Genomic DNA, 11,863 nt, shown 5'->3' on the forward strand with positions numbered 1-11,863 from the left:
CTATATAATTTTAGATTTAATCTTAGAAATTAAAAATCCACGTTCAAAACGATCAAGGCCAAAAACCAATACCGCAAAAAAAATACAGCTAGATATATATATAGATCCCAACCAAAAACCAATCTCATCAGATAGACTTAGAAGCAAGAAATAGTATGCAGCAATCACAAAAACGACAACGAATATACTTCGACCAACAACCTCTTTAAGATAATTTTTAACGGGAAGACAAGTTAACTTTTTCAAGATCACTAATCTTGCCAGTAGCGCAATAAGAGATGTAACAATCCCTGCGTATATTACTTTTTCTGGCGACCCTTCAAATTTCAATATAGAATATGAAATAGGTAAGTTTAACAAAAGAATACCGCCCACTACAGTTTGATACAGTTTTATTCGACCAGTAGCTTGCGCTGAAGTTATTAATGGAGCGGATATACTATCAATTAAAATATTGATAATAATAAGCTTAACAAATAAAGCTGTATATTCCGGGACGACTCCTAGCCAAACACTTAAAATATTTTCTATATTTATCAATACCGGCATAGATAAAAACAAAAGTAGAAAAAAATTATATTTCGCTCCATAACACACAAGTCTGTGCATATAGGTCATATCTTCTGCCGCATAGGATTTGATAATTTGCGGATTAATTGCTGCTTGTAAATTCTGCACAAAGCTATTCAAGGCTCCAGAAACTTGCATCGCAATAGCTCTAGCGGCGTTGACTGATGGGCCGAAAAAGATATTCAGCAGTACGTTCACACCCTGCCCGCTCATAACCGCCGCGATATTGCCCCACAGGTTCCAGCCGGTGTAAGGCAGCATGATATTGAATAGTTTCTTATCCCAGTACAGCCTAAAACGAGATTCTGCAAAGCGGCTTTTACAGTAACTGCGGTACACCATAAATATGATAAAGACGACAGACAGACTGAACACTGCATAGAGAATCAGCTTATCCATGCCAAACCAGCTCAACATAAACACAATCAAAAGCTTAAGTATCACATCAATAATGCTCACCCAAGCAAACACACTCATACGTTCATGGGCAATAATCAGTGCGTTATACGGTACACTAATGATAGTGACTACAAACGACAGTAGCGCAAAGTGAAAAACCCACTCGGCAGCCAGCATTCTATCGGCAGGTATGGTCATCTGTGTTTTCACAAACCACAGACCAACCGTTTCCCCCAACACCAATACAAACACAGCGATAAGCACGTGGATATTCAAACTCATGCTGAATATACCGCGCACATCCTTATCACCTGGCTTGCCTAGCTCAAACGAGAGAAAGCGCTGGGTAGCTGACGACATGGCACTATTTAAAAAGCCCAGCATGGTGACGAAGCCAGCAACCACACTGTAAATACCAAAATCATCAACACCAAGGGTCTGTAATACGACCCTTGAGGTGTACAAGCTCACAGCCATAGTAAGTAGCATGCGGATGTAGAGCATCCCCGCATTTTTGGCCATGCGTTTGTATTTATTACTTTCCACGCTAGCTTGCAGCTTTGACATTAGCGACATACCAAGGCATCGCTTTAGCAATTCCATCTTTAATTACAAAATCAGCCTCGTAACCCAATAAAGTTTTGATCTTGGTTACATCAGCTTGTGAATGACGTACATCCCCAGCTCTAAACTCGCGATAAACTGGTTTTTTACTGTGATTAACGCTGTTTTCTTGCAATGCAGCCTGAATCGCTTCAAACAGATGATTCAATGTGGTGCGATCGCCTACAGCGACATTATAAATTTGATTTCTAGCATCTGGATTAGTTGTTGTTGCTGCGAGTAAATTAGCTTGTACTGTATTATCGATAAAACAGAAGTCGCGGCTGGTTTCGCCATCGCCATTGATAAACACTGGCTCGCCTTGAATCATTGCTGCAGTCCATTTTGGAATCACTGCCGCATAAGCACCATTTGGATCTTGTCGCTGACCGAAGACGTTGAAATAACGCAGACCAATGCAGTTAAAGCCGTAGGTTTTGGCAAACACATCCGCGTAGAGCTCGTTCACGTATTTAGTGACGGCATAAGGCGATAGTGGCTTGCCAATATGGTCTTCAACTTTAGGTAATGCAGGGTGATCACCGTAGGTGGAGCTGCTGGCCGCGTAGGTGAAGCTCTGTACCTTGGCATCGCGCGCAGCGACGAGCATGTTTAAAAAGCCGTCGATATTAGTGCTGTTGGTGGTGATTGGATCATTGATTGAACGTGGTACTGAGCCAAGAGCAGCTTGGTGTAGAACGTAATCGACACCTTGGCAGGCGCGCTGGCAATCATCGAGCTGGCGAATATCGCCTTCGATGAAGTTAAAGTTTGACCACTGCTCAGCGCTGACCAACCCTTGCACTTCATCTAAGTTGTATTGATGGCCAGTGGCAAAGTTGTCTAGACCTACTACGTGTTGGTTTAGCTTGAGTAGTGTTTCTAGCAAGTTAGAGCCAATGAAGCCGGCAACGCCGGTGATCAGCCATTTTTTTGGCTGTTGTGGCAGTTGCTCTAACAGTTGTTGGTAAGCGCTCATGTGTTCTCCAAGGTGTTACACATATATGTCATCCGCGTGGGGTTAGCCCGGGCTGCATATCTTATTCTAATCGCGGGCATGGCCCGCTCCTACAGGCCGATCTACATTTATAGGCGTAGGTCGGATTCGGCGGCGCTGAGTAAGTATTTTAAGTCGTATAAAATATGCTCGGCTTTACCTAATGCTCGAATCTTAGTTGCGCCCATATCTTTAAACTGGTTATGCCCGACGGCCAAAACGATGCCGTCATAAACCCCCTGCTCAACTTCGGCGACTGGAGTAATACCGTATTCGTGCTGGGCTTCTTGTAGGTTGACCCAAGGATCAAATACATCCACTTGAATGCCATATTCTTTTAGTTCTTTAACAATATCCACTACGCGGGTGTTGCGTAAATCTGGGCAGTTCTCTTTGAAGGTTAAGCCCATGATTAATACGCGCGCGCCTTGCACGTGAATGCGTTTTTTCAGCATGGCTTTAATCAGCTGGCTGACCACGTATTCGCCCATACTGTCGTTCAGACGGCGACCCGACAGGATAATTTCTGGCTGGTAACCAATGCTTTGCGCTTTGTGGGTGAGGTAGTACGGGTCAACACCGATGCAGTGACCACCGACCAAACCTGGGCGGAAAGGTAAGAAGTTCCATTTGGTACCCGCGGCTTCTAATACAGCTTCGGTATCAATGCCCAGCTTGTTAAAGATAATTGCCAGCTCGTTGATCAAAGCGATATTGACATCGCGCTGGGTATTTTCAATCACTTTAGCCGCTTCAGCGACTTTGATGCTGCTGGCTTTATGAGTGCCAACCACAATGATTTCGTTATACAGCGCATCCACTAGATCAGCCACTTCTGGCGTGGAGCCTGCCGTGACTTTTTTGATATTGGTGACGCGGTGTTCTTTATCGCCTGGGTTAATCCGCTCTGGGCTGTAGCCTGCGTAAAAGTCTTGGTTAAATACTAAACCAGACACACGTTCCAGAACAGGTACGCAATCGTCTTCGGTAGCACCAGGGTAAACAGTCGATTCGTAAATAACGATATCGCCTTTTTTCAGTACTTTACCTATGGTTTCCGAAGCTTTGATCAGTGGCGTTAAATCAGGCTGTTTGTGTTCGTTGATTGGTGTGGGTACGGTGACGATAAAGACATTGCAATCTTTTAGACCATCGAAGCTGGCGGTGTAGCTCAGCTGGACTGCTTCGGCGAGTTCTTCATTGCTGACTTCTAAGGTGGCGTCATGCCCTGCTTGCAACGCGTCAATGCGCGGTTGGTTAATATCAAACCCGACCACACTACGTTTTTTACCGAATTCAACGGCAAGAGGTAGCCCAACATAGCCAAGGCCAATGACTGCAAGTTTGATATTTTTTAAAGTCAGCATAAGTAGAGTGCTCATTTACCGTATGTATGAATGTATTAAAGATAGAGTTGCATGTGCTGTTGCTATGCTGTCTGCACTAGCGCTGTCGCAGGCATGGCCAGCTCCTACACGAGGGTGCTGGCTGCAAGCCTTTTATTGGCCTGAAACAGACGCCTACTAGGCTAACTGTTTCAGGCACGCTACCGCCCTAGGGTTGTTCGCGTATCGCCCCTAAGTCGCATCGTGTTTAAGTTGTGCTGGTCAGTTGTGCGTTAGCTTGCGCGCAGGTCGGCCAGTTGGATCAGTAATTCGTTTTGCTTGCCCAGTAGGCTGAGCAAAATAATGCCCCGTTCTGCGCCATCGTACTCTTTAAATAGGGCTTGATAGTGTTGAAAGGGGCCGTTGTTTAGGGTGACGCTTTGCCCAGCGCTGAATTGCTGGACAGTGTGATCGGTGTTGCTACGCTGACGTAAATCGTCAATGATTCTGTTATCGACGGTCATCACTTGGCTGGCAAAGGTCAGCAACTGACGTGTGCCCATGGTGGAGCGCACTTTACTTAAAATAGGGTCTTGTGCGTCGGCCTGTAAAAATAAATAGCCGGGAAATAATGGCTCTTGACGCATGACGCGTTGGCCGCGGCTGATACGCTCGATGGCTAACATCGGTAAAAAAACGCTCCCGCCTTGGCGCTCAAGGTTGTCTTGTGCGCGCAGCTCTTGCTTAGGCTTGGTCAACACCACATACCAGTTGTGATCAGCTGCGCTGTGCTCGGCTGCGGGGGAGGTTTGTTTCATGCTCAATACGACCACGCCATATTGTCATGAGCAGTCTGTTGAGGCTGTGGTCGAGCGGATTGTGCGCTAGTTTGAAGTTGCGCAGCATAGACTGCGCGCTCTTTCATAAGCATGGTGTGCTTGAGAGCATGTCTTGCATCAGCAATTGCGTGTAAGCGGCATTGACTGGCCATGGCTCACTAAAGTCCCTTCTAAACTGCACTGGATAACAGGTCTGTTTGCTATGTTTTTAGCGCAGTGAGGGTTGTGCAATCATGTGCGACAACAGGCTGACCACAGACTTAGATATCGATTTAACATCAGCTTGGGCGTTGTGCTCGCGTCGAGCATTTTTATACTAGAACCAAGGTGATCCGCTTAACTGATGGCGGAGTTTATGACGTTCTGCGCGGCTTGACTAGTCTTCTAACAGAATATTTATGCTTGGCATCTGTGTGATTAAGGCCAATTATCCTTGATCCAGAGCAACACAACCCCAGCTTTGCCAGCCGAGATTGTGTCTGTGCTGCAGCGAAAACTGTTGCTGCTGTGCTTATGCGCCTAGCGCGGCGGCGTCTTTAACCACGCAGGCGAAGAAGTCAGCTAAAGCTACCAGTTCCATCTCATGCAGTGCTTTGGCATCCAAGTGGCCTGTGGCTAAACCGGGTAAGGTTCGCGTGGCGCAGGCATCGGCAACCACGGTGCTTTGGTAGCCAAGATCTTTTGCCGCACGTACGGTGGCGCTGACGCACATGTGGGTCATAAAGCCACAAACAATCAAATCAGTGCGGCCGGTGCTTTGCACAAACGCTTGTAAGCTGCTGTGAGCAAAGGCGTTGGGCAGCGGTTTATCAATCACCGCTTCGCCATCGACTGGCGTCAGCTCATCAAAAATCTGTCCGCGTGGACCCTCTGGATCAAACAAGTAGCCGGGTACGCCGATATGGCGAATATGGGCAACGGGGCTGCCATGCGCGCGCGCCGCGGCTAATAACTGTTGAATCTGTACGGTCGCCGGCTCGACATCGGGCAATTGCATATCACCGATGCGGTATTCATTTTGCGCATCGATAATCACCAAGACGGCATCTTGCCACTGTGCGACGGGGTGTTCGCTGCCGGTGAGTTGAAACAGGGTCGGAAACTGACTCATTGTTGTTCTCCAGTTGTAGTTGAGTGCGCTCATTGTCGAAGTGACGCGCGGCAATTGGAATCGCTAAATGTGCAGCTCTGCTTTGCGTTTTTGCAACAGTGGTTGTCTCGCTAGCTTAAGCGGCTCTGCCCTGCTGCCGGCCGCACAACCGACAGCAGGATTATTTACGCGCTACAACACGCTGGCCAACAGCGTCTGTGCTTCATCAATCAACTGCTGTAGGTGCTGTTCGCTGATAAAGCTTTCCGCGTAGATTTTATAGAGATTCTCGGTGCCGCTGGGGCGGGCGGCGAACCAGCCGTTAGCGGTGCAAACTTTAATCCCGCCGATGGCTGCGCCATTGCCAGGTGCGTTGAGCAGTATCGCGCTGATCTCTTCACCGGCTAAAGTCTTGGTTTGGATATGTTCGGCGCTGAGTTGTTTAAAAGCGGCTTTTTGCTCAGGCGTGGCGGCGGCATCGATGCGGCGGTAGTACGGATGGCCGTGTTGGGCGGTGAGTGTGGCGTAGTACTGCGATGGCGTGAGACCGGTGACGGCGGTGATTTCGGCAGCCAGTAAACACAGAGCAATGCCGTCTTTGTCGGTGGTCCAAGTGTCGCCAGCGAAGGTTAACAGGCTCGCGCCAGCACTTTCTTCACCAGCGAAGGCCAGCCAGCGCTGGTGTAAGCCTTCAACAAACCATTTAAAGCCTACCGGTACTTCATACAGTTCACGGCCATGCGCAGCGACCACGCGATCCATTAAGGATGAGGTCACCAGCGTTTTACCAATTTTCAGCGCCGCCGACCACTGAGGGCGATGGGTTAACAGGTAGTCAACGCACACGCATAAGAAGTGGTTGGGGTTCATTAAGCCAGCGGCATCGACAATGCCATGCCGATCGGCATCCGGATCATTGGCGAAGGACAAATCAAACTGCTGACGAATGGCCAGCAGATTGGCCATCGCCGCCGGGCTGGAACAGTCCATGCGAATACGGCCATCATGATCCGGCGGCATAAAGGCAAAACTAGCATCTTGACTGCTATTGACGATGTGAATACCTAACGCTGGATCCAGCGCCAGCGCCTGCCAGACTACCAGTCCGGTGCCGCCCATCGGATCGACACCGAGCGTCAGGCCTGATTTGCGAATCGCCGGCAAATCAACAACCTGCTCTAGCTCAGCGACATACTGGGCAACGTAATCGTATTCTCCGACTTGACTGAGTGCTTCTTGCTGGCTGATGCGTTTGACCTTGGTGCATTGATCCTGCAGATACTGATTGGCGCGGCTTTCAATCCAAGTGGTGGCCTCACTGTCGGCGGGTCCGCCATCGGGCGTGTTGTATTTAATCCCACCATCTTCCGGCGGGTTATGCGAGGGGGTGATAATCAAGCCATCGGCTAAGTCGGTGCTGCGCTGCGCGTTATAGGTCAAAATCGCACGGCTGACTAAAGGGGTGGCGGTGACGCCTTGCTGTACTGCGACTTGTACAGTGATCTGATTGGCCACCAGCACCTGCAACACTACATCCCACGCCGGACGCGATAGGGCGTGGGTATCTAGGCCGAGAAATAATGGGCCGTTGATATCTTTTTGTTGGCGGTAATCAACCACGGCTTGGGCGATGGCGAGGATATGCAGCTCGTTGAAGCTGGCGTGTAACGAAGAGCCACGATGCCCCGAGGTGCCAAAACTCACGGCTTGAGCTGGGGTGTGGGCATCGGGTTTTATTGAATAAAAAGCATCAATCCATGTGTTTATCAAAATATTTACCTTATAGAGCGGTTATTAGGGTGTTGGCTAACGCGGTGTTATTTGCAGTGGCGCTGTCGCAGGCATGGCCAGCTCCTACAAGAGCGTGTCGTGCTTGTTGGCGCTGTGCTGTTTGCTATAGCGCTGTCGCAGGCATGGCCAGCTCCTACAAGAGCGTGTGGTGCTTGCTGGCGCTATGCTGTTTGCTATAGCGCTGTCGCAGGCATGGCCAGCGCCTACAAGAGCGTGTCGTGCTTGCTGGTTTATGGTTGGCTGGAGGTGAGCATAACGGTGTTTTTTGCTGGGTGGTAGTCGCAGCGGTCTGCTTATTGTTCTGCAGTCGTAGTTAGGCGCTGCCATTGTCGGAGTGCGCGTGGCAGTGACAGGCTCTACACTGGTCGCCGCTGTTTGCATCTGTGCAACAGTGTGATGACAGGTGAATAACGACGATGCTAGCCCATGCCTTTGATTGGAATGATATTCGCTTGCTGCTGATTTTACAGCGTGAAGGCAGCTTGCGCGCCACTGCACGGATTTTGCGGGTGGATGTGTCGACAATAAGTCGCCGCCTCAGCGCCGCCGAGACGACCTTGCAAACGCGCTTGTTTATTCGTACCCCCAGTGGTTATCAAGCCACGGCAGCCGGTTTAACTTTTTTGGCGTCGGCGCAGGGTATTTCTGGGCATATTCAGCAGATGCTGGAGAACACCCAAAACAGCGCCGCAAGCATCAGCGGTACGGTGCGTATCACCGCGGTGGATTGTCTGTTTAGCCTGTGGCTGGTCAAGCATCTGCCCAGTTTGACCCAAGAGCATCCTCAGTTGAATTTGCAACTGCTAAACGACAATCGTGATTTATCTTTTAGTCAGAGTGAGGCGGATATTGCCATTCGTTTAGCGCGGCCTGAGGGTGATGCGGCGTTATTTATGCGTAAGGTTGGCGAGATGGGCTGGGCGGTGTATGGCCATGCCGAGCAGGCACCGCTGACACCTGCCGAGTGGCCGCAGCAAGCTTGGCTGAGTTACACCGAGGATCTCGCCCATGTGCCGGAAATGCGCTGGTTGCAGCAACTGGGCTTAACTGCGCCAGCGCTGTTGCAGTCCAGTCATCTCGAAACCTTGATTCAAGCCTGCAAGCACGGTGTGGGTTTGGCGCTCTTGCCGTGCATGCTGGCGGACAATGCTGGATTAAAGCAACTGAGCGCGGGGCCGGTGGTGTTTCGTGAGATTTGGCTGCTCAGCCACCGACAAACCGCACAGTTAGCACGCTTTGCTGCGGTGTATCAGTGGTTAGTCGCGCAGTTTGCTGAGCATGCGGAGTTATTGCGTGGGCTGAGGCGCTGAGGGTTTGAGTTGATGACTGAGCGCGGCACGCAGTTTGCCCGGGCGTACCGGTTTGGTCAGCAGCGGAATCTGCAGTTTTTTGCGCAGTGCTTGTTCTTGATCGGTGTAGTCGGCGGTGATTAACACTGCAGGAATGATATGTGCAAAATCGCGTCTGAGCTGCTCAACCACCTGCAAGCCGGTGACATCATTGTCTAAATTTAAATCAACAATAATCAAATCCGGTGCCTGCCCGTCCAGTGCGTCCAGCGCGCCGCTGTAATCCTTCGCCAACAACACATCGCAGCGCCACTGAGTCAAGAGCGCGCCCATGCTGTGCAGAATTTCAGGCTCGTTATCTATGACTAAAATGCGCTGACCTTCGAGGTTATGGCTGTCGGCAGGGCTGGGAAGGCTGACGCTGGGCCGTGGTGCAGTGACCTGACTGAGCGGCACTTCGACACTAAAGCACGAACCGCGTCCCACCGTTGAGCGCAACTGAATCCGCGCACCGATAATAGTGGCGATGCGCTCGACAATGGCTAAACCAAGACCGACGCCTTTACGGCCACTGGCGTGGTTATTACCCAGCTGATTAAACTCTTGGAAAATTTTCTCCTGCTGATCCAGCGCAATACCTAAGCCGGTATCCCACACTTCTAAACGGACGTTATCGCCACGACGACGTACGCCGAGCAAAATGCGCCCAGCCGGCGTATAGCGGCAGGCGTTACTGAGGAAGTTTCTTAAAATCCGCACCAACAGATGACAATCGGTATAGGCCTGTAAGCCGGTGGCAAAGACGCTCAGTTGTAAGCCAGCCGCCTCGGCGACCGGTTCAAACTCTGAGGCCAGTGAACGAAACAACTCATCAATGCTGCACACCGATAAGGACGGGGTGATTGCTGCTTGATCGAGGCGAGCGATATCCAATAGATCGGCGAGCAAATCCTCTGCCCCTTCCAAGGCCATGTGCGCGCGCTCCAGCAAATGGCTTTCGGCCTGCGGCAACGTGCGCTCGCGCAACGTGGAAATCAGTAAACGTGCGGCATTCAGTGGCTGCAATAAATCATGGCTGGCGGCGGCGAGGTATTTATCTTTGCTGCGATTGGCCTCTTCAGCGGCGTCGCGGGCTTCACGTAAGGCTACTTCCATCTGTTCGCGCTGAATAATTTGTTGTTGCAGGCCGTCATTGCTCAGTTGCAGCTCGCGGGTGCGCACCGCGACCCGTTGCTCTAATTCTTGATTGAGTTGTTGCAGGCGCGCTTGGCTCTTTTTGCGTTCGGAAATATCCGCGACAAAACCTTCGAGCACGCCGGGTTCATCATGCTTAAGCAACAGATTCATCAACACATCGAGGGTTTTACCGTCTTTACACAGGAGACGGGTTTCATAACCGCGGACGATGGTTTTTTGCAGTAACTCGGCGCGAATGCGTTTAACTTCGTCGCCGCCGGCAAGAAAGAGATGATCGGCTTCAGTGCGGTTCATCGCCAATAATTCTTCGGCGCTGCTGTAACCCAGCATATTGGCTAACGCCGGATTGACCGCACTAAAGCCGCCACCAATATGCGCCTGAAAAATCCCGTAGGTGGCATGTTCAAACAGCCATTTATAGCGATTGCGCTCGCGCTCCACTTCTTCCAGCTGCAGCAACAGTTCAGGATAATGACTTTTGCGCGCCGACTGATCACTTAAGCCTAATAACCCGGCTAAGGTATGTTCAGAGCGCTTCGCCATACACCACTTCCATGTCGCGCTGATTGGAGGATCTGGGGTTGGTCAAAATACAAGGATCGCCCATCGCATGCTGTGATAAAAAAGGAATATCTGATGGGCTGACACCATAGACGCTGAGGCTGTCATGAAAACCGACTGCCTGTTTAAAGGCAATTAAGAAATCAATTAAGCGCTGACGGATCTGCTCTGGGGTTAAGCCACGGCAATCAATGCCGAAAGTTTGCGCAATAATATTAAAACGCTCGGGTGCGGAGTGGTAGTTAAACGCCACCACATGCTCAATCAACGCCGCGTTACATTGCCCGTGCGGCAGATCCAGATAACCACCCAAGCTGTGCGACATGGCATGTACGGCACCTAAGATGGCATTGGAGAAAGCCAAACCGGCTTGCATGCTGCCGAGCATGATTTGCTCGCGCAGAACGATATCGCTGGGGTTGGCGATCATTTCTATTAAGTTGCCACTGATCAGACGCATGGCTTCGAGGGCATGGTGATCGGTCAACGGCCCGCTGCCAATCGAAACAAAGGCTTCAATGGCATGCACCAAGGCATCAATACCGGTACAGGCAGCAAGAAACGGATCCATGGTCAGGGTGGTTTCCGGGTCAATTAACGACACATCCGGCACCACGGCTTTACTGACAATGGAGAATTTCATCCGCTGCTGTTGATTGGAAATAATCACAAACTGCGAGACATCGGCAGAGGTACCGGCGGTAGTGGGGATTAAAATCAGCGGCGGACTGGGCAGGCGGATGGTATCCACCCCTTCAAACTCTAAAATACTGCGACCATGCGCGGCAACAATACCAATCGCTTTCGCGCAATCCATCGGGCTGCCACCTCCCACCGCAACAATCGCCGTGCAGTTGTGCATTTTATAAATTTCTGCACCATGCATGACTTCTTCAACGCGTGGATTGGGCGAGACCTCGGTAAATAAATGGTAGCTGATGCCCTGCTCTTGCAAACTGGCTTCAATATCCGCCACCCATCCGGCCGCTTGCACCCCAGGGTCAGAAACAATCAACACTTTTGTCGCGCCAAATACACTGACAAAGTGACCGACACGATGCCGGCAACCGGCACCAAAGACAATTTCGGGAGAAACGAATTTACGTAATTCGCTGATTGATCGGTTCATAGCGACTCGTCTTATTGTTATTGGATTGGCCAAGCAGGCATATTTGCACTTTTTTATGCGCGCGAAAACAGAC

At 50.4% G+C, this 11,863-nt stretch carries 9 protein-coding genes; 1 reads left to right on the top strand and 8 read right to left on the bottom strand.

Annotated features, from left to right (window positions below; genetic code table 11):
• The 6 genes from JYJ62_RS03895 to pgm form a co-directional block, all read right to left on the bottom strand.
• A complete protein-coding gene (locus JYJ62_RS03895) occupies positions 1-1,536 on the bottom strand; it encodes a lipopolysaccharide biosynthesis protein (protein ID WP_205340907.1) in 1,536 nt (511 codons plus the stop codon).
• Positions 1,517-2,551, bottom strand: coding sequence for an NAD-dependent epimerase/dehydratase family protein (locus JYJ62_RS03900; protein ID WP_205340908.1), 1,035 nt, complete (start codon positions 2,549-2,551; stop codon positions 1,517-1,519). The genes JYJ62_RS03895 and JYJ62_RS03900 overlap by 20 nt, the downstream gene beginning before the upstream one ends.
• Positions 2,552-2,658: 107 nt before the next feature.
• On the bottom strand, positions 2,659-3,936 hold the full coding sequence (tviB, locus tag JYJ62_RS03905; RefSeq protein WP_205340909.1) for a Vi polysaccharide biosynthesis UDP-N-acetylglucosamine C-6 dehydrogenase TviB: 1,278 nt from the start codon (positions 3,934-3,936) through the stop codon (positions 2,659-2,661).
• Positions 3,937-4,187: 251 nt separating this feature from the next.
• Positions 4,188-4,712, bottom strand: a complete 525-nt coding sequence (rfaH, locus tag JYJ62_RS03910) for a transcription/translation regulatory transformer protein RfaH (RefSeq protein WP_205340910.1) — start codon at positions 4,710-4,712, stop codon at positions 4,188-4,190.
• A gap of 532 nt (positions 4,713-5,244) precedes the next feature.
• The gene (locus tag JYJ62_RS03915) at positions 5,245-5,844 is read right to left on the bottom strand and encodes a cysteine hydrolase family protein (protein WP_205340911.1); all 600 of its coding nucleotides are present in this window, start codon (positions 5,842-5,844) and stop codon (positions 5,245-5,247) included.
• A gap of 171 nt (positions 5,845-6,015) precedes the next feature.
• Entirely contained in the window at positions 6,016-7,593 is a 1,578-nt protein-coding gene (pgm, locus tag JYJ62_RS03920) for a phosphoglucomutase (alpha-D-glucose-1,6-bisphosphate-dependent) (RefSeq protein WP_232365712.1), read from the bottom strand.
• A gap of 437 nt (positions 7,594-8,030) precedes the next feature.
• Between pgm and JYJ62_RS03925 the strand changes: the two genes are divergently transcribed.
• Complete coding sequence (locus tag JYJ62_RS03925; protein ID WP_205340912.1) at positions 8,031-8,924, top strand: LysR family transcriptional regulator; 894 nt, start codon at positions 8,031-8,033, stop codon at positions 8,922-8,924.
• Here JYJ62_RS03925 and JYJ62_RS03930 read toward each other — a convergent pair.
• Positions 8,901-10,643 (bottom strand): NahK/ErcS family hybrid sensor histidine kinase/response regulator, encoded by a 1,743-nt coding sequence (locus JYJ62_RS03930; protein WP_205340913.1) that lies wholly within the window; start codon positions 10,641-10,643, stop codon positions 8,901-8,903. The genes JYJ62_RS03925 and JYJ62_RS03930 overlap by 24 nt on opposite strands.
• Positions 10,627-11,790, bottom strand: a complete 1,164-nt coding sequence (gene ercA / locus JYJ62_RS03935) for an alcohol dehydrogenase-like regulatory protein ErcA (protein ID WP_205340914.1) — start codon at positions 11,788-11,790, stop codon at positions 10,627-10,629. The genes JYJ62_RS03930 and ercA overlap by 17 nt, the downstream gene beginning before the upstream one ends.
• Positions 11,791-11,863 lie beyond the last annotated feature (73 nt).

The sequence above is a fragment of the Denitrificimonas caeni genome (assembly GCF_905120345.1).
GTDB classification, from domain to species: domain Bacteria; phylum Pseudomonadota; class Gammaproteobacteria; order Pseudomonadales; family Pseudomonadaceae; genus Denitrificimonas; species Denitrificimonas caeni_A.

Bases quoted from the DNA above. Each gene is read 5' to 3' on its own strand.
- JYJ62_RS03925 (WP_205340912.1), top strand. From the start codon at position 8,031: ATGCTAGCCCATGCCTTTGATTGGAATGATATTCGCTTGCTGCTGATT.
- JYJ62_RS03930 (WP_205340913.1), bottom strand. From the start codon at position 10,643: ATGGCGAAGCGCTCTGAACATACCTTAGCCGGGTTATTAGGCTTAAGT.
- JYJ62_RS03915 (WP_205340911.1), bottom strand. From the start codon at position 5,844: ATGAGTCAGTTTCCGACCCTGTTTCAACTCACCGGCAGCGAACACCCC.
- JYJ62_RS03900 (WP_205340908.1), bottom strand. From the start codon at position 2,551: ATGAGCGCTTACCAACAACTGTTAGAGCAACTGCCACAACAGCCAAAA.
- JYJ62_RS03895 (WP_205340907.1), bottom strand. From the start codon at position 1,536: ATGTCAAAGCTGCAAGCTAGCGTGGAAAGTAATAAATACAAACGCATG.
- rfaH (WP_205340910.1), bottom strand. From the start codon at position 4,712: ATGAAACAAACCTCCCCCGCAGCCGAGCACAGCGCAGCTGATCACAAC.
- ercA (WP_205340914.1), bottom strand. From the start codon at position 11,790: ATGAACCGATCAATCAGCGAATTACGTAAATTCGTTTCTCCCGAAATT.
- tviB (WP_205340909.1), bottom strand. From the start codon at position 3,936: ATGCTGACTTTAAAAAATATCAAACTTGCAGTCATTGGCCTTGGCTAT.